Annotated in this window: 20 protein-coding genes and 1 riboswitch; of the genes, 16 read left to right on the top strand and 4 right to left on the bottom strand. The window is 73.7% G+C overall.

Annotation, left to right across the window (positions count from 1 at the left end):
• Positions 1–33 precede the first annotated feature (33 nt).
• The 11 genes from IE153_RS00825 (at position 34) to IE153_RS00875 (ending at position 11162) form a co-directional block, all read left to right on the top strand.
• Entirely contained in the window at positions 34–1890 is a 1857-nt protein-coding gene (locus IE153_RS00825) for an ABC transporter permease subunit (RefSeq protein WP_229828594.1), read from the top strand.
• Entirely contained in the window at positions 1887–3179 is a 1293-nt protein-coding gene (locus IE153_RS00830) for an MDR family MFS transporter (RefSeq protein WP_189587608.1), read from the top strand. Before IE153_RS00825 ends, IE153_RS00830 begins: the two co-directional genes overlap by 4 nt.
• Positions 3180–3395: 216 nt before the next feature.
• Positions 3396–4865 (top strand): serine/threonine-protein kinase, encoded by a 1470-nt coding sequence (locus tag IE153_RS00835; RefSeq protein WP_308432110.1) that lies wholly within the window; start codon positions 3396–3398, stop codon positions 4863–4865.
• Between the two features lie 127 nt (positions 4866–4992).
• Positions 4993–5177: riboswitch (cobalamin riboswitch) on the top strand.
• Between the two features lie 30 nt (positions 5178–5207).
• Positions 5208–5915 carry an energy-coupling factor ABC transporter permease gene (locus IE153_RS00840; protein ID WP_189587609.1) on the top strand — a complete coding sequence of 236 codons (708 nt, stop codon included), beginning with the start codon at positions 5208–5210 and terminating at the stop codon, positions 5913–5915.
• Positions 5912–6280 (top strand): energy-coupling factor ABC transporter substrate-binding protein, encoded by a 369-nt coding sequence (locus tag IE153_RS00845; protein WP_189587610.1) that lies wholly within the window; start codon positions 5912–5914, stop codon positions 6278–6280. Before IE153_RS00840 ends, IE153_RS00845 begins: the two co-directional genes overlap by 4 nt.
• A gap of 6 nt (positions 6281–6286) precedes the next feature.
• Complete coding sequence (gene cbiQ, locus IE153_RS00850) at positions 6287–7036, top strand: cobalt ECF transporter T component CbiQ (RefSeq protein WP_189587611.1); 750 nt, start codon at positions 6287–6289, stop codon at positions 7034–7036.
• On the top strand, positions 7033–7887 hold the full coding sequence (locus tag IE153_RS00855; protein ID WP_189587612.1) for an energy-coupling factor ABC transporter ATP-binding protein: 855 nt from the start codon (positions 7033–7035) through the stop codon (positions 7885–7887). The genes cbiQ and IE153_RS00855 overlap by 4 nt, the downstream gene beginning before the upstream one ends.
• 90 nt (positions 7888–7977) lie before the next feature.
• Positions 7978–8634, top strand: a complete 657-nt coding sequence (locus IE153_RS00860; RefSeq protein WP_189587613.1) for a maleylpyruvate isomerase N-terminal domain-containing protein — start codon at positions 7978–7980, stop codon at positions 8632–8634.
• A gap of 73 nt (positions 8635–8707) precedes the next feature.
• Positions 8708–9511 carry an alpha/beta fold hydrolase gene (locus tag IE153_RS00865; protein WP_189588515.1) on the top strand — a complete coding sequence of 268 codons (804 nt, stop codon included), beginning with the start codon at positions 8708–8710 and terminating at the stop codon, positions 9509–9511.
• Positions 9511–10833 (top strand): PP2C family protein-serine/threonine phosphatase, encoded by a 1323-nt coding sequence (locus IE153_RS00870; RefSeq protein WP_189587614.1) that lies wholly within the window; start codon positions 9511–9513, stop codon positions 10831–10833. Before IE153_RS00865 ends, IE153_RS00870 begins: the two co-directional genes overlap by 1 nt.
• The gene (locus IE153_RS00875; RefSeq protein WP_189587615.1) at positions 10830–11162 is read left to right on the top strand and encodes an STAS domain-containing protein; all 333 of its coding nucleotides are present in this window, start codon (positions 10830–10832) and stop codon (positions 11160–11162) included. The genes IE153_RS00870 and IE153_RS00875 overlap by 4 nt, the downstream gene beginning before the upstream one ends.
• On the opposite strand, the gene IE153_RS00880 is transcribed toward IE153_RS00875, so the two are convergent.
• Both IE153_RS00880 and IE153_RS00885 read right to left on the bottom strand, forming a co-directional pair.
• On the bottom strand, positions 11157–12179 hold the full coding sequence (locus IE153_RS00880; protein WP_189587616.1) for a zinc-dependent alcohol dehydrogenase: 1023 nt from the start codon (positions 12177–12179) through the stop codon (positions 11157–11159). The two genes, IE153_RS00875 and IE153_RS00880, sit on opposite strands and share 6 nt — an antisense overlap.
• Positions 12172–12603: a tautomerase family protein gene (locus IE153_RS00885; protein WP_189587617.1), complete on the bottom strand. Its 432-nt coding sequence runs from the start codon at positions 12601–12603 to the stop codon at positions 12172–12174. Before IE153_RS00885 ends, IE153_RS00880 begins: the two co-directional genes overlap by 8 nt.
• A gap of 123 nt (positions 12604–12726) precedes the next feature.
• Here IE153_RS00885 and IE153_RS00890 point away from each other — a divergent pair, with 123 nt between their 5' ends.
• A complete protein-coding gene (locus tag IE153_RS00890; protein WP_189587618.1) occupies positions 12727–13311 on the top strand; it encodes a TetR/AcrR family transcriptional regulator in 585 nt (194 codons plus the stop codon).
• 320 nt (positions 13312–13631) lie between these two features.
• On the top strand, positions 13632–15446 hold the full coding sequence (locus IE153_RS00895; protein ID WP_189587619.1) for an ABC transporter ATP-binding protein: 1815 nt from the start codon (positions 13632–13634) through the stop codon (positions 15444–15446).
• Positions 15447–15459: 13 nt separating this feature from the next.
• On the opposite strand, the gene IE153_RS00900 is transcribed toward IE153_RS00895, so the two are convergent.
• Positions 15460–16149, bottom strand: coding sequence for a TetR/AcrR family transcriptional regulator (locus IE153_RS00900; RefSeq protein ID WP_189587620.1), 690 nt, complete (start codon positions 16147–16149; stop codon positions 15460–15462).
• 192 nt (positions 16150–16341) lie between these two features.
• Between IE153_RS00900 and IE153_RS00905 the strand changes: the two genes are divergently transcribed.
• From IE153_RS00905 to IE153_RS00915, 3 genes are all read left to right on the top strand, one after another.
• The gene (locus IE153_RS00905) at positions 16342–17838 is read left to right on the top strand and encodes an APC family permease (protein ID WP_189587621.1); all 1497 of its coding nucleotides are present in this window, start codon (positions 16342–16344) and stop codon (positions 17836–17838) included.
• Between the two features lie 20 nt (positions 17839–17858).
• Positions 17859–19520 carry an amidohydrolase gene (locus IE153_RS00910; RefSeq protein WP_229828597.1) on the top strand — a complete coding sequence of 554 codons (1662 nt, stop codon included), beginning with the start codon at positions 17859–17861 and terminating at the stop codon, positions 19518–19520.
• A 76-nt stretch (positions 19521–19596) separates the two neighbouring features.
• Positions 19597–20331: a hypothetical protein gene (locus IE153_RS00915; RefSeq protein WP_229828599.1), complete on the top strand. Its 735-nt coding sequence runs from the start codon at positions 19597–19599 to the stop codon at positions 20329–20331.
• Positions 20332–20730: 399 nt separating this feature from the next.
• Here IE153_RS00915 and IE153_RS00920 read toward each other — a convergent pair whose 3' ends face one another.
• On the bottom strand, positions 20731–22245 hold the full coding sequence (locus IE153_RS00920; protein WP_189587623.1) for an MFS transporter: 1515 nt from the start codon (positions 22243–22245) through the stop codon (positions 20731–20733).
• Positions 22246–22335: the final 90 nt, after the last annotated feature.

A 22335-nucleotide genomic window follows, 5' to 3' on the forward strand; every position in this document is an offset into this window, starting at 1 on the left:
AACACACCCTGGACGAACGGTGCCGCCGCCCGTGTGCGCTCCCTCGCGGGCGGTGGCGCCCCGGCGCTGCTGTGGCGGACCGTGCTCGTGGCCGCCCTGGTGTGCGGTATCGGCCTGCTGCCGTGGCTGTCGCGTACCGACCCCGCGCTGACCGTGCTCAGGGCGCGGTCGGCGGACCGCGACCCCGATCCCGAGACCCTGCGCGCCATCCGCGACGACCTCGGCCTGCACGACGGCCCGCTCGCCCTGCTCGGCCGCTGGCTGGGCGGGCTGCTGCACGGCGACGCGGGCACGTCCTGGGTGTCCGGCAGCCAGGTGCTGCCCGGCGTCGTGCAGGCGCTCGGCGCGTCGCTGCTGCTGATGGCCGGGGCCCTGGCGGTCGCCGCGGGCACGGCGGCCGCCGTCTGCGCCCGTACGCTCCGGCTGGGCGCGCGAGGCCGGCTCGGGGCGCGCCGCCCCGGCGGGACGGCGACGGCGGTGCTGGCCGCGCTGCCCGAGTTCCTCGTCGCCGCGGTGCTGGCCTCGGTGATCGGCGTGCAGCTGGGCTGGCTGCCCGCCCTGGGCTGGTACGGGCCGCAGTGGATGGTGCTGCCCTCGCTCGCCCTCGGTCTGCCCGCCGGGGCGGTGCTGGGACGGATGCTCGACGACCTGCTCCCCGGCGCGTTCGGAGAACCCTGGGCGATGGCGGCCGCGGCCCGCGGTGTGCCGTCGAGGTCCGTGGCGCGGCAGGCGGTGCGCCGCTGCGTGCCCGGACTGCTGCCGAACCTGGCGCTGTTCGTGGTCGGCCTGACCGGCGGCTCGGTCACCGTCGAGCAGATCTTCGACATCCCGGGCCTGGGCCGGCTCACCCTGCAGGCCGCACTCGCGCAGGACCTGCCCGTCCTGCAGACCGGCACCCTCGCCCTCGTCCTGCTCGCGGCCACCGCGGGGCTCCTCTCCCGGCTCGCCGCCCGCCTGCTGATCGGTCCGGCGCTGCGCGACGGCGCCCTGCAGTCCCTGCACCGGCCCCGGCCGCCCGCGCCCCGCACCCTCCCCCTGCTCTACGGAGGGCTGCTGGCCGCCGTCATCGGCTTCGGGCTGCCCCGCGACCCGCTCGCCCTGGACACCCTCGCCCGGCTGCACGCCCCCTCCTCCGCGCACCCCTTCGGCACGGACGCACTCGGCCGGGACGTGCTCGCCCGCATCTCCCACGGCGCGCTGACCACCCTCGGCACCGCGCTCGCGGTGAGTGCCGCCGCCCTCGTCGCCGGACTGCTGCTGGGGCTGCTGCCGAGGGTGTCCGGGCCGCTGGTCGACACCCTCAGCGCCGTACCACCCGTACTGGCCGGGCTCCTCGTCACCGGCGCCATGGGCAGCGGGCCCTGGACGCCCGCGTTCGCCGTGGCCGTCGTGGCCTGGTGCCCGCTGGCCGCGCACACCTCCTCCCTGCTGCGGCAGGAGCGCGCGACCACGCACCTGACGGCCACCCGGGCGCTGGGTGCCGGCCGCTGGTATCTGCTCCGGCACGAACTGCTGCCCGCCGTCGCGCCCCCGGTCGCCCGGCACGCCCTGCTCCGGCTGCCGGGCATCGCGCTCAGCCTCGCGGCGCTGGGCTTCCTCGGGCTGGGCGCCCAGCCGCCGTCCCCCGACTGGGGCCTGCTGCTGGCGGAGAACCAGCCGTACGCCGAGCGCGCCCCGTGGGCCGTGCTCTTCCCCGCCGCCGTACTCGCCCTGCTCGGGGCGCTCGCGGTGACGGCCGCGGGCGGCGTACGGCTCCCCCGGCGGCGTACCCGGCCCGTCGGCCCGGCCGCACCGCCCGCGGACCGGGTCGTGCCGGCCCCGCGCCGGCAACCGGACCACCCCGACGCCCTCCTGACGCCCGTGCCCGCCTCACAGACGGAAGAACGATGACCGACCCCGCCCCCCTCGCACCGGCCCGCGAGGCCGCCCGCAGGTCCGACGCCGGGAAGCGCGACAGCACCTGGCGCCTGTGCAGGGAACTGTCGCCGCTGCTGCGGCTGCTGATCCTCACCCAGCTCGCCTTCAACATCGGCTTCTACGCCGTCCTGCCGTTCCTCGCCGAGCATCTCGGCAGCGCGATCGGCATGGCGGGCTGGCTGGTCGGGTTCGTGCTCGGGCTGCGCACCTTCAGCCAGCAGGGGCTGTTCGTGGTCGGCGGGTGGCTCGTCGACCGGTTCGGGGTGCGGCCGGTCGTGCTGGCGGGTTGCGTGCTGCGGATCGCCGGCTTCGTGTGGCTCGGGTACGCGCAGGCCCCGGGGACCGTGATCGGGGCGGTGCTGGTGATCGGGTTCGCCGCCGCGCTCTTCTCCCCGGCCGTGGAGTCCGAGGTGGCCCGCCAGGCGGTGGTCTGGGAGGAGGGCGGCCGCGGGCCGCGCACCCGGGTCCTCGCCCTGTTCAGCGTGGCGGGCCAGGTCGGGGCGTTCGCCGGGCCGCTGCTCGGCGCGCTGCTGCTCGGCGTGGACTTCCGCACCGCGTGCCTCGCGGGTGCCGCGGTCTTCGTCCTCGTCCTCGCCGGGCACCTGTGGCTGATGCCGCAGCACATCCCCGGCCGGGTCCGCGTCCGGGAGCGGGGCGGGGCCCGCGCCCTGCTGCGCAACCGGCGCTTCCTCGCCCTGTGCTGCGCCTACGGCTCCTACCTGCTCGCCTACAACCAGCTGTATCTGGCCCTGCCGGACGAGGTGCAGCGCGCGGCCGGCTCCCAGGCGCCGCTGTCCTGGCTCTTCGCGCTGTCCTCGGTGCTGGTGGTGTTCACCCAGTTGCCGGTGACCCGCTGGGCGGGCGACCGGCTCGATCTGCGCCGCTCGATGACCGCGGGCCTGCTGCTGATCGCGTCCGGTTTCGCGGTGGTGGCCGCGGCTCGCCCGGCAGGCTGGACCGGCACCGCCGGGCTGCTGCCGGCCGCGGGCTTCGTGATCTTGCTCACCGTGGGGCAGATGCTGGTGGTGCCCGCCGCCCGCGCCTGGGTGCCCGACCTCGCCGAGGAGGGCCGGCTCGGGCTCTACATGGGCGCGCTGTCGTCCGTCTCCGGCCTCATCGTCCTGGCCGGCAGCGCCGCCACCGGCTCGCTGCTCGACCTGGGGCTGCCGGCCGCCGTGCCGTGGCTGGTCCTCGCGGCCGTACCGGCCCTGGCGGTGGCCCTGTTGCCGCGCCGTGCGAAGGGGGCGGGCGCGGCGGCCTGAGACGGCACCGGCGCCCCGGGACGCCCGAGCGCGCCGGAGCGTCACCCCGGCGGGTGACCTCTTCGCGCGGGATGTGCGAGACGGCGCCCGGTGAGGACACTGCTGCGGCAATCGGTGGTCACGCCGCGCCAGTATCCTGGGTCGGCTGCGGCACCCCCCACCAATCCCCGTGCATAAACGGGGAGTTCGGCCTGCGGCGACGACCTTCCCACACGCATGAGACGAGGACGAGTGCTGCTAGCGGGCCGCTACCGGCTGGATGTTGAGATCGGGCGCGGTGGAATGGGAGAGGTCTGGCGCGCGTACGACGAGACGCTCGCCAGAGCGGTGGCCCTCAAGCTGCTGCTCCCCCAGGACACCGATGCCACGGCGACCTCCCGGTTCCGTCTGGAGGCTCAGACCGCCGGGCGTCTCAACCACCCCAACGTGGTCGGCGTCCTGGACTTCGGCGAGTACGACAACCGGCTGTACCTCGTGATGGAGCTGGTCGAGGGCGACAGCCTCGCCGGGGTGCTGAACGGCTCCGGCGCGCTCCCCGCCGAGCAGGTGGCCGATCTGGCCGCACAGGCGTCCGCCGGACTCGCCGCCGCGCACGGGCAGGGCATCGTGCACCGGGACGTCAAACCCGCCAACCTGCTGCTGGACACGAACGGCACCCTGAAGATCGGGGACTTCGGCATCGCGCGGTTCCTCGACGACCCGGGCGCCGCGCTCACCGCCACCGGCCAGATCGTCGGCACCGGCCTGTACCTCGCGCCCGAGCGTGCCCTGGGCAAGCAGGCGGGGCCCGCCTCCGACATGTACTCCCTGGGCTGCGTGCTCTACCAGCTGCTCAGCGGGCGTCCGCCGTTCCAGGCCGACACCGCCGTGGCCCTCCTCCACCAGCACCTCGACTCCGCCCCCGTGCCACCCCGCGAGCTCGGTGTCGCCGGACTGCCGCCCGCGTTCGAGAACTACCTCCTCGGTCTGCTCGCCAAACAGCCCGAGGACCGGCCCACCGCCCAGCAGGCCGCCGAATGGTTCGCCGGGGGCGCCTGGCGGGGCCTGCCGGAGCCGCTGCCGGAGGCCTCGCCGCCGCTGCGGCCCAGGACCACGTCCGCGGCGATGCCCGCCGGGCCGGGCCCGTACGCGGGGGCCGGGGCCGGGGCCGGCAACCCGACCACGTACGCGCTGCCCGCGACGCCGGGACACCGCAGCGCGGCCCGGGCGGCCCAGGCGGGGCGTTCGGGACGCTCCCGAGGGCGGGGCGGCCCGGGCAACCGGTCGCGACTGGCCGCTACGGCCGCCGCCGCGGCGCTCTTCCTCGCCGCGATGCTCATCGGCATGCGCTGGTTCTCGCCCGACACGACCACGGAGGGCACGGAGCCGGACGCGTCCCCGACCGCGAGCAGCCCCGCCGCCACGCCGTCCACCGACTCCGCGTCGTCTTCGTCTTCCGGTTCCGAGGACGGTCCCGGGGCCGGTCCGGCGGCCGGGCCGGGGGTGGCCGACGCGCCGGCCACCGGCACCGTGGCCGATGTCACTCCGTCCGCGCCTGCCGCTTCCCCGACGCCTGTCGCGCCCCCGCCCGGCGCCGCGACTCCGACGCAGGAGGCGGGCGCGGGCGGGCCGGAGCAACCGCAGCCGGAGAAGCCGGGCCAGGCCGGGAATGACGGGGAAGGCGACGACGGCGGGGACGACGACTGACGGGCCCGGACGTCGCACGGCGGACCCCTGACCGGAGCGCGTGGATCGGCCGGGGGATGCGCCGGTGTGCGAGCAGGCGCCCCCTCGCGCGCCCCTTGGGTGGCTTGTCATCGCCCTTACCCCGGCCTTATTGTCACCAGGCCTTGGTGAACGGGAAATCCGGTGTGATGCCGGTGCGGCCCTCGCCACTGTGAATCGGGAAGTCCGGCTCCGGCCCTCACGGGCAGCCACTGGGTCCTTGCGACCCGGGAAGGCGGAGTCCGGGCGGTGGTACCCGTCAGCCAGGAGACCGGCCAAGGCGCGTCAACCATCCACGAGGTGCTGGAGAGGGTCTGCTGAGCCATGCACATTGCCGAGGGTTTCCTTCCTCCGGCGCACGCGGTCGCCTGGGGCGTCGCGTCGGCGCCGTTCGTCGTCCACGGGGTCCGGTCGCTCACCCGTGAAGTCCGCGAGCACCCCGAGAGCACCCTGCTCCTCGGTGCGTCCGGTGCCTTCACGTTCGTCCTGTCCGCCCTGAAACTGCCGTCCGTCACCGGCAGTTGTTCACATCCCACCGGCACGGGCCTCGGAGCCATCCTGTTCCGGCCGCCCATCATGGCGGTGCTGGGCACCATCACCCTGCTGTTCCAGGCGCTGTTGCTCGCGCACGGCGGCCTGACCACGCTCGGCGCCAACGTCTTCTCCATGGCGATCGTCGGCCCCTGGGCCGGATACGCCGTCTACACGTTGCTGCGGCGCTCCAACGCGCCGCTGATGGTGGCGGTGTTCTCCGGCGCATTCGTCGCCGACCTGTCCACCTACTGCGTCACCAGCGTGCAGCTGGCGCTCGCGTTCCCCGACCCGGGCAGCGGATTCCTGGGCGCGCTCGGCAAGTTCGGTTCCATCTTCGCCGTCACCCAGGTTCCGCTCGCGGTGAGCGAGGGTCTGCTGACCGTGCTCGTGATGCGACTGCTGGTGCAGTCCAGCAAGGGCGAACTGACCCGGCTGGGTGTGCTCCTCGCCAAGAAGCAGAGCCGGACCGAGACCGAGACCGAGGCGGTGGCCCGATGAGCAGGAACACGAAGATCAACCTGGTGCTGCTGTTCGTCGTGGCGGCGCTCGCCGTACTGCCGCTGGCGCTCGGCCTCGGCGACCACAAGGAGGAGCCGTTCACGGGCGCCGACGCGGAGGCCGAGACGGCGATCACCGAGCTGAAGCCGGACTACGAGCCCTGGTTCTCGCCGCTGTACGAACCGCCGTCCGGCGAGATCGAGTCGGCGCTGTTCGCCCTCCAGGCGGCTCTCGGCGCCGGTGTCCTCGCCTACTACTTCGGTCTGCGCCGGGGCCGTCGGCAGGGTGAACAGCAGGCGCTGGAGCGGGAGGCCGACAGCGCGCTCGCCGGCGCCGCCGGGAAGTCCACCGCGGAACAGGACTGAGCCCGGGTGCTGCCGATCGACGCGGCGGCGCACAGCAGTCGCTGGCGCCGCCGCCATCCCGTGGACAAGGCCGTACTCGGGCTCGGCCTCACCGTGCTCGCGATCTCGCTGCCGCCCTGGCCGGGCGCGGCCCTGGTGCTGCTGACCGCCCTGGTGGTGCTGCTTGGGCCGGCCGGTGTGCCCGGCCGTCGGCTGTGGCGGGCCTACCGGGTGCCGCTGGGCTTCTGCGTGACCGGCGCGGTCACGCTGCTCGTCCAGGTGGGCGGTCCGGGGGGTTTCGTCTCCCTCGCGGACGACGGGCCGCTCCGCGCCGGTGAGTTGTTGTTGCGCACCTCGGCGGCCTCCCTGGGCGTGCTGCTGTTCGCCTTCACCACGCCCATGTCCGACCTGCTGCCCCGGCTGGTCCGGGCCGGGGTCCCCGCGCCGGTCGTCGACGTCGCGCTCGTGACGTACCGGATGAGCTTCCTGCTGCTGGACTCCGTGCGCCGCATCCGGGAGGCCCAGGCGGCCCGGCTCGGCCACACCGGCCGGGGCGCTCAGTGGCGTTCCCTGGCCGGGCTCGGCGCCACCGCGTTCGTCCGCGCCTTCGACCGGGCGACCCGGCTCCAGGCGGGACTCGCCGGGCGCGGCTACGACGGCACCCTGCGCGTCCTGGTGCCCGAGGCCCGGGTCTCCGCCCGCTTCACGGCGGCCAGTTGCGCGCTCCTCGCCGCGCTGGCCGTCCTCACCCTCGTTCTGGAAAGGCCGCTGACATGAGCGAGCCCGCCCTCGTCGCCCTGCGGGGCGCGTCCTTCGCCTACGAGGACGGCCCGGCCGTGCTCAGGGGCCTCGACTTCGACATCCGCGAGGGGCGCGCGCTCGCACTGCTCGGCCGCAACGGCAGCGGCAAGACCACGCTGATGCGGCTGCTCTCCGGTGGGCTGAAGCCGCACGAGGGGCGGCTGACGGTCCAGGGGCAGCCGGTGTCGTACGACCGCAAGGGGCTGACCCGGCTGCGGACCACCGTGCAACTGGTCGTGCAGGACCCGGACGACCAGTTGTTCGCGGCGTCCGTCGAGCAGGACGTGTCGTTCGGGCCGCTGAACCTCGGCCTCGACGACACGCAGGTACGGGCGCGGGTGGCGGAGGCGCTCGCCGCCCTGGACATCACGGCCCTGGCCGACCGGCCCACCCATCTGCTCTCCTACGGGCAGCGCAAACGCACCGCCATCGCGGGCGCGGTCGCCATGCGGCCGCGCGTCCTCGTCCTCGACGAACCGACGGCCGGACTCGACCCCGACGGCCAGGAGAGGCTCCTCACCACCCTCGACGGTCTGCGTGCCGCCGGTACCACGGTGGTGATGGCCACCCACGACGTCGACCTCGCCCTGCGCTGGGCCGACGACGCGGCGCTGCTCACCCCGTCCGGTGTCCGCACCGGGCCCGCGGCCACGGCCCTGGCCCGCACGGACCTCCTGCGGGAGGCGGGGCTGCGCCTGCCGTGGGGTGCGGCGACGGCGGAACTCCTGCGCGCACAGGGCCTGTTGGCCGAGGCGGAGCCGGGTCCGCGTACGCCGGACGAACTCGCCGCCCTGGTGGGGGGACGGCTGGGGGCGCCCGGAGGGTGAGGGGCGCCGGCGCGCACGACGCGTTCGTGTCGCCGGCAATCGCCCGAAACCTGCTTGTCCGGCGTCGCGGCGCCGCACTACGTTGCCGAGGTGGATCTCTTCTCACGCTCCTGGACGGCGTTGCGCGCGGCGGTGGCGGATCTCTCCGACGAGGACTTCGGACGGCCCTCCGGCTGTACGGGCTGGCTGGTCCGGGACCTGGTGTGCCATCTGATCGTCGACGCCCAGGACGTCCTGATCACCCTGGCCACCCCGTCCGAGCGGGAACCGACGCGCGACGCTCTGACGTACTGGGACGTCTCCGGTACTCCGCCGACGGGTGACGACCCGCTCGACGCGCTGACCGTCCGGCTGGCCGCCGCCTACGAGGATCCGCACCTGCTGAAGTTCCATCTGGACGACGTCGGCTCGGCCGCCGGCCGCGCGGCCCTGCTCGCCGACCCGGCCGGCCGGGTCGGCACCCGTGACGAGATCCTCACCGTGCGCGACTTCCTCTCCACCTACGTCATGGAGTGGACGCTGCACCACCTCGACCTGATCGCCTACCTCCCGGACGCGGAGCAGCCGCCCGCGGAAGGCCTCGTCCGGTCGCGGGAGATGCTGGAGCAGATCGCGGGGAGCCCGTTCCCGCCCGCCTTCCACGACGTGGACGCCCTGCTGATCGGCACCGGGCGGCGGGCGCCCACCGAGGAGGAGCAGGCGGGGCTGGGCGAGCCGGCCTCGAGGGTGCCGCTCTACCTGAGCTGATTTCCCGGTCGCCGCCGCGTCGCTCCCAGGCCCGCCGTCCCCTCGCTCCGGCCGAGGTGGGAGCATGGCCGGTATGGACATCCGCCGCAGGAACAATGTCAACGTCATGGGCCCCGACGACGCACCCGTGCTGCTCCTGGCACACGGGTTCGGCTGCGACCAGAACATGTGGCGGCTCGTGGTGCCCGAGCTCTCGCGGCGGTACCGGGTGGTGCTGTTCGACTACGTCGGTTCCGGCGGTTCGGACCTCGCGGCCTGGAGCGAGGACCGCTACGCGTCGCTTCAGGGCTACGCCGCCGACGTCGTCGACGTCTGCGAGGAGCTGGACCTGCGGCAGGCGGTGTTCGTGGGGCACTCGGTGAGTGCCATGGTCGGGGTGCTGGCGGCGCAGGCGGCGCCGGAGCGGATCGGGGCGCTCGTGATGGTGACGCCCTCGCCCTGCTACATCGACGACGAGGGGTACCGCGGCGGCTTCAGCACGGAGGACATCGACGAGCTGCTCGCCTCCCTGGAGGCGAACTACCTGGGCTGGTCGTCCGCGATGGCTCCGGTGATCATGGGCAACCCGGAGCGGCCGGAGCTGGGCCAGGAGCTGACCAACAGCTTCTGCGCCACCGACCCCGACATCGCCCGCGTCTTCGCCCGCACGACGTTCCTCACCGACAGCCGCGAGGACCTGAAGGGCGTGTCCGTGCCGACTCTCGTCCTGGAGTGCGAGCAGGACGCCATCGCACCCCGCGAGGTCGGCGCCTACGTGCACGCGGCGATCCCCGCCTCCCGGCTGGTCACGCTCGACGCCACCGGGCACTGCCCCCAGCTCAGCGCGCCGCAGGCCACCACCGGGGCGATCCTCGACTTCCTGGAGTCCTTGAAGTGATGTGTCGTACGGGCGGCGTACCGGACCCCGCCGAGACGGGGGACGAGGCGAGCACGGACGCGGCATTCACCGCGCTGCTGGAGGACAGCGCGGAGGACCTGTACGAGTCCGCGCCCTGCGGCTACCTGTCCACGATGATGGACGGCACCATCGCCAAGATCAACACCACGCTGCTGGACTGGCTCGGGCTGGACCGTGAGGCGGTGGCGGGCCGCAAGCGCTTCGCGGACCTGCTCACCATCGGCGGGAAGCTGTACCACGAGACGCACTTCGCTCCGCTGCTGCGCATGCAGGGAGAGCTCAGGGGCATCGCCCTGGACATGCGGCGCCAGGAGGGCGGCCCGTTGCCCGTGCTGGTCTCCGCGGTGATCAAGCGCGGCAGCGAGGGCGAGCCCCTGCTGATCCGGATCACCGTCTTCGACGCCTCGGACCGCCGCTCCTACGAGAAGGAGCTCCTGCGCCGCCGCGAGGAGGCCGAGCGGGCCCGCGCCGAGGCGGACGAGGCCCGGCGGCAGGCCGAGGCCGACCGGGCCAGGCTGGCCGACGCGCTCGCCGTCCTGCAGCGTTCCCTCGTGCCGGACTCGCTGCCCGCCGTGCCCGGCCTGGAGTCGGCCGTCCACTACCACACGGCTTCGCCGGACCAGCTCGGCGGCGACTTCTACGACCTGTTCCCCGTGGCCGGGGGCCGCTGGGCGTTCTTCCTCGGGGACGTGTGCGGGAAGGGTCCCGAGGCCGCCTCGCTCACCTCGCTGACCCGCTACACCCTGCGCGCAGCGGCCCACCACGATCCGGATCCGGCCTCGGCGCTGACCACGCTGAACGCCGTGCTGCACGAGCGGTACACCGGCGACGGCAATCCCCGGTACTGCACCTGCATCTTCGGGATCGTCGAGCCGGGCAGCGAGCACGGGCCGACGACCGTGCGCCTCGCCTCCGGCGGTCACCCGCCGGCGCTCGTGCTGCGCTCCGACGGCCGCGCCGAGTTCCTGCCCACCCCCGGTGGGCTGCTCATCGGCGTCCTCCCCAGCGCGCCGATCGGCACCGCCGAGACCGTCCTGGCGCCCGGTGACACGGTCGTGCTGTACACCGACGGCCTCACCGAGGCCCGGATGGGCCCCGGCCGGGACGACCTGTACGGCGAGGACGCCCTGCACGCCTTCGCCACCGACCACGCCCCCGCCTCACCGCACGAACTGATAACGGCCCTCACCGGGCTGCTCGAGAGCTTCGGCGACGGTCTCGACGACGACACCGCCCTGCTGGCACTCGGCGTTCCCGCCGCCCCCTCCCTCATATCGCCCTCGACGAGTCACACCTCATGAACCCGCTCACCATCAGACAGCGCGACACCGCGACCGGCCCCGTTCTGCACGTGGTCGGCGACCTCGACTTCGACCAGGCCCCCGTGCTGCGCGGCCGGCTCGACCAGCTGGCCCTGTCACCGGGGCAGTGTCTGATCCTCGAACTGTCCGGCCTCGCGTTCTGCGACTCCTCGGGCATCACCGCCCTGCTCGCCGCCCGCCAGCACGCCTTGGCCGCCGGCGCCGACGTCGTCCTGGCCGCCGTACCGGCGAACCTGCTCCGCGTCCTCACCGTCGTCGGCCTCGACCAGGTCTTCACACTGCGCCCGGACGCCAGCGCCGCGTCATGACCCGTCCCCGGCCCCGGCCCGGACGAAGACCGGCTTGAGGTGCTTCTCCGGCAGCGCGGCCGGCAGGTCCTCCCAGTCGATGACGTGGGAGACGACCTTCCCGGGGTCGACCCGGCCGGAGGCGGCGAGCGCGAGGGCGTCGGGGATGTGGGCGCGCACGCTGTCGCGGGCGACGCGCAGGGTGACGCCGGTGAGATACATGTCGAGCAGGGGCAGTTCGCCGGGGCGGAAGTGGTTGCCCGCGCTCTCGCAGATCCCCTCGGGTGTCAGGCACTTGAGGGCGAGTGCGAGCTGGTCGACGCGGCCGGTCGCCTCGACGGCGATGTCGTGGCTCTGCGGCAGGGGCTCCAGAGTCTCGGCGGTGGTGGCGCCGAAGTCACGGGCGAGCGCGCGGTGTTCGGGGTCGGGGTCGACGCAGAGCACCTCGGAGGCGCCGAGCGCCCGGGCGATGTCGCAGACGTAGAGACCGATGCTGCCGCGGGCGACGACCAGGACCCGTGCTCCCGGGCGGGCCGTCAGGTGCGGGGCGACCAGGCGCCAGGCCAGGGACCAGTTGTCGCTGGCGGATGCCAGGGCGACCGGGTCGAGGCCGGCGGGCAGGGGCACCAGCATGGCGTCGGCGTAGGGCACGCGGACCAGGTCGGAGAAGAGTCCGCCCCAGCTGCCGCCGATCGGTGCGCCGTACATCGCCATGTAGGGGACGGTGGCGCAGTGCGCGGTGAGGCCGGCCCGGCAGCGGTCGCAGGTGCCGCAGTTGATCGACCAGGGGACGACGACCAGATCGCCGGGGGCCACGGAGGTGACGGCGTCGCCGGTCTCGACGACCCGGGCGACGCACTCGTGGCCGAGGGCGAAAGGCGGCTCGATGAAGCCGTGACCGGCCAGGATGGCTGAGTCCACGTCACAGGGGGTGGCGGCGACGGGCGCCACGATCGCCTCGCCGTCGGACCGGAGCTTCGGGTCGGGCACTTCACGCCACTCGACGGTGCGCCGGGCGACATAGGTCAGTTCACGCATCGGTCCGCTGCCCCTTCGCGAGAGCCACGAGGTCGGCGTGGCGGATGACGGCACCGTCGGCGCCCCAGGTGCCGTCGGGCTGTTCGTGCACCAGGACCCACACGCGCAGGGCGTCGCCCGGGGCGAGCCCGGCGGCGGACAGGACGGTCCGGGTCACCTCCTCGACCAGTCCGGCCTTGCGGCGCTCGGACAGGGCGCCCTGCGGGACGGTGACCTCCACCAGGAAGCGCGGGGCGTCGTCCTCGGCGGTCCGCTGGGCGCCCTCGGGCAGCTCGACGAGGTAGCTCCACGCCTGGGCGCGGAAGAACGCCGTGTCGGGGGCGCCCTCCCAGCGCAGCAGCACGGCGGCGAGTTCGCGCTGGACGCTGCCGCGGCCCTCTTCCGTCAGGGCACCGGCGGGGACCGTGAGCCGGATCATCGGCATGGGCAGACCTCTCTCCTCGTTCGTCACGTCGGGCGACGCGGATCTATGACAGTCGTTATAACGCATGGCCACGCTAGACTATGACGGCTGTTATAGCCAGTGAGGTCAGAAGGGACCGTGCACGTGACCAAGCCCAGTCCGACGGCGCGCGAGCGGATCGTGGCCGGAGCGGCCGACATGATCAGCCGGCGCGGTCTGAACGCGACGAGCATCCGCGAGACGGCCAAGCACGCCCGGGCGCCGCTGGGCTCGACGTACCACTACTTCCCCGAGGGCAAGCAGCAGTTGGCCACGGAGGCGGTGCGCCTCACGGGGGCGTGGGCCGCCCGCAGCCTGCGCAAGGAGCTGGAGGCGGGACCGGTCGCGGGACTGCGGGCCTTCCTCGACCTGTGGCGCGGGATCGTGGTGGACAGCGACTTCCGGGCGGGCTGCCCGGTCCTCGCCGTCTCGATCGAGGAACCCCCGGCGGACGAGACACCCACCGCCCTGGCGGCGGCCGCCGGCGTCTTCGAGGAGTGGGAGGGCCTGCTGGCCGGGTCGCTGCGCGAGCACGGCGCGGAGCCCGAGCAGGCGGCCCAGCTCGCGACGCTGATCGTCGCGGCGGTCGAGGGAACCGTGGCCATGTGCCGCGCCAAGCGCAGCACCCAACCGCTGGACCACACGGCCGCCCAGTTGCAGGCGCTCATCGTCGGCGCGATCCGGGACTGACCGCCCGTCCGGAGGAGAACACGGCGGCCCGGTCGATCGCCCTCGGCCCGGAGGACCCCTCCGGCCTCGCCTGACGCAGCACCGGCAGGGGCGCCTCCGCCTCGCTCGCCGGCGCGCGCCACCGGTCCACCCCGAATCCGCCCGCCGCGCACCAGGGCGCTCCCCGCACACCACCCCCCGGCCGGAAAACGCTTGGACGCCATGGCCGGCATCGCGGGACACTTCCGGACTCGACCCGAAACCTCACACATCCGTTGCGGCGATGGCCCCTGCCCGCACGCGCGGCGTGGCGGGCGGCCACAGGACGACACAGGGGTGGGATGGAAACGCCGGAAACACACAGGGTATTACCGGGCAGGCGCTCGGTACTTCTCGCACTTCGCTACTACGGGCGGGAGTTGTCCCGGCTGCGCCGGTGGGCGGCGCCCGCGATGCTGCTCTCCGCACTGGGAAACATCGGAATCAACTACGTCGCGCCACTGATCGTCGCCAGGCTCGTCGGCGACATCGCGGGGAACAAGGACGTCACGTTCGGCGCGATGCTGCCGTACGTGCTGGTCTTCGCAGGCGTCCTGCTGACCGCGGAGGCGCTGTGGCGCGTCGCCCTGCACTGCCTCACCCGTCTCGAAGCCCTGGGCATCGAGCACCTGTACGTGATCGGCATGGACGAACTGTTCGCCAAGGACGCCGCGTTCTTCCATGACAACTTCGCCGGTTCGCTGACGAAGCGGGTCCTCAGCTTCGCCTCGCGGTTCGAGCAGTTCGTCGACACGCTGACGTTCCAGATCGTGGGGAGCTTCGTGCCGCTGACGTTCGGCGCGGTGGTGCTGTGGCGCTACGAACCGCTGCTCGTCGTCGGTCTCCTGGTGATGATCGCGCTGACCGCGGTGCTGGTCGTGCCGCTCATCCGGCGGCGCCAGGCGCTCGTCGACCGGCGTGAGGAGGCGATCGCCCGGGTGTCGGGCCATGTCGCCGACAGCCTGATGAACATGGACACGGTGCGGGCGTTCGCCGCGGAGGAGCGCGAGGCCGCCGAACACCGCTCCCGGGTGGCGACGTCGCGCCGGCTCACCATGCGGTCGTGGGACTACGGCAACCTGCGCATCGACACGCTGGTCGCGCCGATGTCCGTCCTCACCAGCGCGATGGGTCTGCTGCTCGCGGTGACGCTGGCCGGTGGAACACACGGTGTGGAGGCGATCGTGGTCGCCTTCGCCTACTACACCAACGCGACCCGGATCATGTTCGAGTTCAACCAGATATACCGCAGGCTGGAGAGCTCGATGACGGAGGCCGCGCAGTTCACCGAACTGCTCCTGGTGCCGCCGACCGTGCTCGACCCACCGACCCCCGAGCCGCTGCGGTCCCGGGCCTGCGACGTCCGCTTCGAGAAGGTGACCTTCGCCCACCGGGGCGGCCGGCCGCTCTTCGAGGGACTCGACCTGGCCGTGCCGAGCGGGGCGAAGATCGGACTCGTGGGCCGGTCCGGCGGTGGCAAGACCTCCCTGACCCGGCTGCTGCTGCGGATGACCGACATCGACGGCGGCCGCATCCTGGTCGGCGGCCAGGACATCAGCCGGGTGCGCCAGGCGGACCTGCGCGGGCGGATCGCGTACGTGCCGCAGGACCCGGCGATGTTCCACCGCACCCTGCGGGACAACATCGCCTTCGCCCGCCCGGACGCCACCGACGCCGAGATCCGACGGGCGGCCGAGGCGGCCCATGTCACCGAGTTCGCCGCGGCGTTGCCGGACGGCTTCGACACCATGGTGGGCGAGCGCGGCGTCAAGCTGTCCGGCGGTCAGCGCCAGCGCGTCGCCCTCGCCCGGGCGATCCTGCGGGACGCGCCGATCCTGCTGCTCGACGAGGCCACCAGCGCCCTGGACTCCGAGAGCGAACTGCTGGTCCAGGAGGCGCTGTGGCGGCTCATGGAGGGGCGGACCGCACTGGTGGTGGCGCACCGGCTGAGCACGGTCGCCGGCATGGACCAGCTCGTCGTCCTCGACCGCGGCCGGATCATCGAGCAGGGCACCCACCAGGAACTGCTCGCGACCGAGGGTGCGTACGCGAAGCTGTGGCAGCACCAGTCGGGCGGCTTCCTGGACGACACTCCCGGGCGAGCCGAGGTGCTGTAGCGCGCGGGGTGGTTCACCTCCGTGCGCGGGCCGCCAGGGCCTCCAGCAGGAGGTCCACAGCCGGTTCGAAGGAGCTGTCCGCCATCGCGGGCAGCTCCCGCCGCACCGCGGTCAGGGACGGGTACGCCGTCGGATCGAGGTCCTGGTAGACGTCCCGCCACGACCGATGGTCGGCCTCGCGCTGCTGCGGGGTAAGCGCGTGGAACGCCGCCTCCGTGGCGGCGTGGCTGAGGACGGTGTCGATGAAGGCCAGGTAGAGCCGTGCGGCGTCGGCCGGCGGGAAGCCCGCGGTGAGCAGCAGGCCGATCCCCGTCTCGACGGCACGGATCTCGTTCCGGCGCCGGGTCACGCGGTGGGCGGCCATGGCGGCCGCCCGCGGATGGGCGAGGTATCCCGCGCGGACCCTCAGGGCCATCTCGCGCAGCGAGGCCACCCAGTCGTCCCCCGGGGTGAAGCCGGCCATGGCGTCGCCGATGATCCGGTCGGCGATGGCGAGCACCAGGTCGTCGGTGCCGTGGAAGTAGCGGTACAGCGCCGTCGGGTCGCAGCCCAGGGCCGCGCCGAGCCGGCGCACGCTCAGCGCCTCGGGCCCGTGCTCGCCGATGAGCCGCAGCGCGGTCTCAACGATCAGGTCCTCCGACAGCAGGACTCCCGAACGGGTCGGCCTTCGACGCCGGCGTTCCTGCGGGACACGGGTGGTCATGACCCGGACTCCTCTCCTCGCGCACCGGGGTCTTCTCGCGCGCCGGCGGCTTCTCGCCGACCGGAGGCTTCTCGCGTAACGCAGTGAACGGCCCTTGTCGCCTTACGTCAACAGGGTTGACCCAATATGGCCACCGGCTGTTCCATCACAGTCCCGCGCGGCTCTTCCCACCCCGTCCCCGAGGAGCCAGTCATGTCGTCCGCACCGCCCCCGCCCCGTCCCGCGCTGCGCCGTTCCCTCGGCGTCGTCGACGGCGTCGCCATCGCCGCGTCCAGCACCGCGGCCACCACCAGCATCGCCATCGGCATGGGCACGATCGCGACCGTCGTGGGCCTGCAGGCTCCGGCGCTCCTGCTGCTGGCGTTCCTGCCGGTGCTGGGCATCGCCCTCGCCTACGCCCGGCTCAACCGCTCCGAACCCAACTGCGGCAACGGCTACACCTGGGTCGGCAGATCCCTCGGCCCCTGGCCCGGCTTCCTCACCGGCTGGGTGACGCTGGTCGGCTCGGTCATCTTCTGCGCCTACACCAGCGCGATCATGGGCTCGGTCGTGCTGGCCTTCGCCGACAAGGCCGGTCTGCACAGCCTGGCGGGCGTCGCCCTCGATCCGACGTCCACCGGCGTGTGCACGGCGGTCGGACTGGTGATCCTGCTGGCCCTCACCGTCCTGGCCGTCACCGGTGTCCGCGGTGCGACCCGGTTCCAGTTCGCCCTGCTGGTCTTCGAGTACGCGGTGCTGCTCGGCTTCTGCGGCTGGGCCCTGCTCACCGGCGACCACGCGGTGTCGCTGTCCTGGTTCAACCCGTTCGAGATCTCCAGCGGCACCGCCTTCGCCCAGGGCATGGTCCTCGCGGTGTTCTTCTTCTGGGGCTGGGACGCGGCGTTCAGCGTCAACGAGGAGACGAAGGATCCGGGCGACTCGGCCCGGGGCGGGCTCATCGCCCTGTTCGCGATGCTCGGCCTGTTCCTCTTCGCCTCGGTCGCCTTCCAGCGGGAGATGAGCCTGGCCGAGCTCGTCCGCAACGGCCCGCAGGCCCTCCCCTACCTCGGGGAGAAGCTGGCCGCCGAACCCTGGGCGACCCTGCCCCTCATCGCCCTGATGTTCTCCGCCGTCGCCTCCGTGCAGGCCACGCTGATCCCCACGGCACGCGGCCTGCTCGCCATGGGCCGCGACCGCACCATGGGCCCGCTGTGGACCCGGGTCCACCCGCGCTGGGGCACGCCCGCCGCGGGAACCGCCGTCGTGATGTCCGTCGCCGCCGTGATCGCCGTGCTCGCCTTCGCGATCCCCAAGCTGAGCGACATGCTGCTGGCCGCCGTCAACGCCATCGGCCTGATCGTGGCCCTCTACTACGGCCTCACCGCGCTCGCCTGCGCCGTGCGGTTCCGTGCCGCGCGGCACGAGGGGGCGCGCGAGGCGCTGCTGGCCGTCGTCGTGCCGGCCGGGTCCGGGCTGGTGCTGCTGGGCCTCGGCGGCTATCTCGGATACTCGTACCTCACCATGAGCGATCACTTCGAACTGAGCCCGGACAACGGCTGGTTCATGTTCTCGCTGCCCGCCGTGACCGTGCTCGCCGGCCTCGGCATGGCCGCCGTGGCCAAGTACGTCCGGCGCTCGCCCTACTTCACGACCGGGCGCGTCACCGACGCCGAGGCCCTGACCCTGCCGATGGACCGCACGGCGGTCTGACCCTCATGGAGTTCACCCCCATGTCACACCCCCCTGCCCCGGGACCCGCGGACCTCGTTCTCACCGGCGGCCCCGTGCACACCGTCGATCCGGCCCGCAGCCGCGCCACCTCGGTGGCCGTGCGCGGCGGGCGGATCGCCGCCGTCGGGCACGACGAGGTGCGCGAGCTGATCGGGCCGCGCACCGAGGTCGTCGACCTCGCCGGGAAGCTGCTGCTGCCGGGCTTCCAGGACGCCCACGTCCATCCGATGGGCGCGGGCCTCGAACTCGGCCTGTGCCACCTGGGCGACACCACCGACGCGGACGAGTACCTGCGCAGGATCGCGGCCTACGCCGACGCGCACCCGGACGTCGAGTGGATCACCGGGGGCGGTTGGTCCCTGGAGGCGTTCCCCGGCGGCTCCCCCACGGCCGACGCCCTCGACGCGGTCGTCCCGGACCGCCCCGTCTTCCTGCCCAACCGCGACCACCACGGCGCCTGGGTCAACAGCCGGGCCCTGGAGCGTGCGGGCATCGACGCCCGGACCCCCGACCCCGCCGACGGCCGGATCGAGCGCGACGCCGAGGGCAACCCCACGGGGATGCTCCAGGAGGGCGCGGTCCACCTGGTGGGCCGGCTGGTGCCCGACCCCACGCCACAGGAGCAGCTCGCCGGTCTGCTGCGCGCCCAGGCCGTGCTGCACGCGCACGGCGTCACCGCCTGGCAGGACGCCATCGTCGGCACGTACGCCAACCTGACCGACCCGGCTCCGGCGTATCTGACGGCGCTGGACCGGGGCCTGCTCACCGCGCGGGTCGTCGGCGCCCTGTGGTGGGACCGCGAGCGCGGCGCCGAGCAGATCGGCGAACTCGTCGCCAGGAGGGAGGAGCTGAGCCGGGACCGGTTCCACGCCGGGACCGTGAAGATCATGCAGGACGGCATCGCCGAGAACCACACCGCCGCCATGCTGTCCCCCTATCTGACCGGCTGCGGTTGCACCTCGGACAACAGCGGCATCAGCTTCGTCGAGCCGGGCGAGCTGCGGAAGTACGTCACCGAACTGGACGCCCACGGCTTCCAGGTGCACTTCCACGCGCTCGGCGACCGGGCGGTGCGTGAGGCGCTGGACGCCGTGGAGTCCGCCCGGGCCGCCAACGGCAGCCGCGACACACGGCACCACCTGGCGCACCTCCAGGTCGTCCACCCCGCCGACCTGCCGCGCTTCCGGGCCCTGGGTGCGAGCGCCAACCTGCAGATGCTGTGGGCCGCGCACGAGCCGCAGATGGACGAACTGACCCTGCCCTTCCTGGGCGCGGAACGCGGCGCCTGGCAGTACCCCTTCGGGGACCTGCTGCGCGCCGGCGCGACCCTCGCGGCCGGCAGCGACTGGCCCGTCAGCAGTCCCGACCCCCTCCAGGCCATCCATGTCGCCGTCAACCGCGTCTCCCCCGAGGCCCCGGACGGCACCCCGGCCTTCTTCCCGCAACAGCGCCTCGACCTGGGCACCGCCATGGCCGCCTACACGGCGGGCAGCGCTCATGTGAACCACCTCGACGACATCACCGGCAGCATCACCGTCGGCAAGGCGGCCGACCTGGTCGTCCTCGACCGCGACCCGTTCGCGGGTCCGACCGAGGAGATCGCCGCGACCCGGGTCCTGGAGACCTTCGTCGAGGGGCGGAGGGTCCACACCGGCACCTGAGGCGTGTTCCAATGCTCCGGGGTCCGGATGTCACGGAGGGGGATGAGGCGCCGTGGGGTCGTCGGGGGACGGGGTCATGCGGTCCGTGGTGTGGATACTGCTCGCCGTCGTGACGCTCGGCGTCGGAGTGGCGTCGGCCCGCGAGATCGGTGGGGCGCTGGACCGGGAGCGGGAGTACCGCGACGCGCCGGCCTGCGCGGCGGTTCCCGTCGAGGCGTCGGGGTGCGTGTGGGAGCAGGAGTTCACCGTACGGAGCGCCGCCATGAACCGCGGGAAGCGGGGCGAGGCCCCGGAGGCGGAGCTGGTGTTGCCGTCGGACAAGCCGTGGGAGGTGACGTTCCGGCGGACCGAGCCGGTGATGTCCGAGATGGCGCCAGGCGAGAAGGTGGTCGGCGTGATCTGGCACGGGCAGGTCGTCGAGGTGCGGGACGCCGAGGGGCGTCGGCAGCAGACGTCCGACGGGCCGGTGGGATGGCCCGAGGACCGTCTGGGCGGCGCGCTGGCCTGCGTCTCGTTCGGCCTGGCGGCCCTCGTCGGCGGGGTGTGGCCGCTCTTCGCGCGGGGCGACGAGCGTCGCGTGAAGGCGGCGAAGATGGTGCGGTGGCACGGCGTCGGCCTGGGCGCGACGGCGATTCTGACGCTCTGGGCGCAGGCGGCCAACGACTGGCCGCTCTGGGCCGTTCCGGTGATCTGGGGACCGCTCGCGCTGCTGATCCTGGCGTCCATGACGGCTTTCGCCCTCGGCGCGCTGCGCGGCGAGCTGGACGACGACGCACCCGCCCCGCAGCAGCCGGAGCCACAGGCCTCGTGACCGCGTGCCGCTCCGGTCTGCCGGGCGTGCACGCAACTGTGGGCGACGTCGTCCCGGCACGGAAGACGCGGCCCGCGCCTCTTCGCCGTCCGGGCACGCGGCGTGCGGCATGCGACGCACGTCCGCGGCCGCGCCGCCGCACGCGCGCAGCGGGGGCCGGGAGGACCCGCCCCGCAGACTCCCCGACCGCCGGCCGCGTTGCCGCTCAGGTGTGCCGGGCGCGCACGGGGCTCTGGGCGATGTCGTCCGGGCACGGAAGACGCGGCCCACGCCTCTTCGCCGTCCGGGCACGCGGCGTGCGGCATGCGACGCACGTCCGCGGTCGCGCCGCCGCACGCGCGCAGCGGGGGCCGGGAGGACCCGCCCCGCAGACTCCCCGACCGCCGGTCGCGTTGCCGCTCAGGTGTGCCGGGCGTGGACCGGACTGTGGGCGACGTCGTCCGGGCACTCCCGGTGCGGCTCCCGCGTGCGCCGGTCGCGCCGCCAGTCGTACGCCGCGAGGGCCAGGGACGCGGCCATGCCGAGGAGCCCGGCGGCCATCGCGAGGAAGAGGGCGCCGCGGTAGTCGTCGCTCCTGCTGCCGAGCACCAGGTAGTAGAGGCCGGGCAGGGCGGCGGTGCCCACCGCGGCGCCGAGCCGTTGCCCCGTCTGCAGGGCGCCGCCCGCCGCTCCCGCCATGTGCACGGGCACGTCGCGCAGCGTCATGGTGATGTTGGGGGAGATCACGCACCCTCCGCCGACACCGCCGAGGAACAGGACCGGGGCGGCGATCCAGGGCGCGACGTCGAGGGGCGCGAAGCGCAGCAGCAGCGCGGTGCCGCCCAGCCCGAGGATCACGCCCGTGAGCCCGCCCACGGTGAGCAGGCGGCCGAGCCGGTCCACGAGCCGCCCGGAGACGGCCGCCGCGACGGCCGAGCCGAGGGCGAAGGGGGTCACGGCAAGGCCCGACTGCAGCGGGGAGAAGCCCAGGCCGTGCTGGTAGAAGAGGGCGAAAACCAGCCAGACGCCGCTGAAGCCGATGAAGTAGAGCGTGCCGACGCCGGCGCCGACGGCGTAGCCGCGCACGGTGGTGAACAGGCGCGGATCGAGCAGCGGCTGGGTACCGCGGTGCAGCAGCCGGCGCTGCCAGCGGGTGAAGACGAAGAGCAGCGCGGCACCGGCCAGGAACATCCACCACAGCCCGGTGAGTCCACCGGCCTCCGCCTGGACCAGCGGGTACATGAGCGCGAGCACGCCGAGGCCGAGGAGCAGGACACCGGGCAGGTCCACGTGTTCCCGGCCGGAGCGCCGGGTGCGGGGCAGCAGGCGGCGACCGAGGAGGACCGCGAGGATGCCGATGGGGACGTTGACGTAGAAGATCCAGCGCCAGCCCTGGGCGCCGTCGGCCAGGGCGAGGATCAGGCCGCCGGTGAGGGGGCCCACCGCGGAGGAGATGCCGACGGTGGCGCCGAAGAACCCGAAGGCCCGGCCGCGTTCGCCGCCGCGGAACATCTGCTGGATGAGCGCGGAGTTCTGCGGGGCCATGAATCCGGCCGCCAGGCCCTGGGCGAGCCGGGCCACCACCAGCAGGGTGATGTTCGGGGCCGCTCCGCAGGCCGCGCTGAAGAGGACGAAGCCGCTGAGGGCGATCAGGAAGATGCGGCGCCGGTCCAGGGCGTCGCCGAGGCGGCCGGCGGTGACGAGGGCGAGGCCGAAGGAGAGGGCGTAGCCGGACACCACCCACTGCACCTCGGCCGCCGAGGCGTGCAGCTGCTGCTGGATCGTGGGCAGGGCGACGGCCACGATCGACACGTCCAGCAGGCTCATGAAGCCGGCGACCAGCGTGACCCACAGGGCCCGCCACCGGTTCGGGTCCGGCGCGTAGCCGTCGGGCTGCCCGCCCTGGTCCCGGCCGCCGGCCGCCGACGCTGTCACTTGGGCTCCTCTCACCGGGCACGCACCCGGCGGAACAAGTTCCCCCACCGGGCCGGGGGCACACACCCGCCCCGGAGATCCTCCCGGACG

This window comes from Streptomyces massasporeus (assembly GCF_014648995.1).
Classification (GTDB): domain Bacteria; phylum Actinomycetota; class Actinomycetes; order Streptomycetales; family Streptomycetaceae; genus Streptomyces; species Streptomyces massasporeus.

Excerpts from the sequence above, each read along its gene's own strand:
- IE153_RS00830 (WP_189587608.1), top strand. The coding sequence starts at position 1,887 with ATGACCGACCCCGCCCCCCTCGCACCGGCCCGCGAGGCCGCCCGCAGG.
- IE153_RS00835 (WP_308432110.1), top strand. The coding sequence starts at position 3,396 with ATGAGACGAGGACGAGTGCTGCTAGCGGGCCGCTACCGGCTGGATGTT.
- IE153_RS00840 (WP_189587609.1), top strand. The coding sequence starts at position 5,208 with ATGCACATTGCCGAGGGTTTCCTTCCTCCGGCGCACGCGGTCGCCTGG.
- IE153_RS00845 (WP_189587610.1), top strand. The coding sequence starts at position 5,912 with ATGAGCAGGAACACGAAGATCAACCTGGTGCTGCTGTTCGTCGTGGCG.
- IE153_RS00855 (WP_189587612.1), top strand. The coding sequence starts at position 7,033 with ATGAGCGAGCCCGCCCTCGTCGCCCTGCGGGGCGCGTCCTTCGCCTAC.
- IE153_RS00865 (WP_189588515.1), top strand. The coding sequence starts at position 8,708 with ATGGACATCCGCCGCAGGAACAATGTCAACGTCATGGGCCCCGACGAC.
- IE153_RS00870 (WP_189587614.1), top strand. The coding sequence starts at position 9,511 with ATGTGTCGTACGGGCGGCGTACCGGACCCCGCCGAGACGGGGGACGAG.
- IE153_RS00875 (WP_189587615.1), top strand. The coding sequence starts at position 10,830 with ATGAACCCGCTCACCATCAGACAGCGCGACACCGCGACCGGCCCCGTT.
- IE153_RS00880 (WP_189587616.1), bottom strand. The coding sequence starts at position 12,179 with ATGCGTGAACTGACCTATGTCGCCCGGCGCACCGTCGAGTGGCGTGAA.
- IE153_RS00885 (WP_189587617.1), bottom strand. The coding sequence starts at position 12,603 with ATGCCGATGATCCGGCTCACGGTCCCCGCCGGTGCCCTGACGGAAGAG.
- IE153_RS00895 (WP_189587619.1), top strand. The coding sequence starts at position 13,632 with ATGGAAACGCCGGAAACACACAGGGTATTACCGGGCAGGCGCTCGGTA.
- IE153_RS00900 (WP_189587620.1), bottom strand. The coding sequence starts at position 16,149 with ATGACCACCCGTGTCCCGCAGGAACGCCGGCGTCGAAGGCCGACCCGT.
- IE153_RS00905 (WP_189587621.1), top strand. The coding sequence starts at position 16,342 with ATGTCGTCCGCACCGCCCCCGCCCCGTCCCGCGCTGCGCCGTTCCCTC.
- IE153_RS00910 (WP_229828597.1), top strand. The coding sequence starts at position 17,859 with ATGTCACACCCCCCTGCCCCGGGACCCGCGGACCTCGTTCTCACCGGC.
- IE153_RS00915 (WP_229828599.1), top strand. The coding sequence starts at position 19,597 with ATGCGGTCCGTGGTGTGGATACTGCTCGCCGTCGTGACGCTCGGCGTC.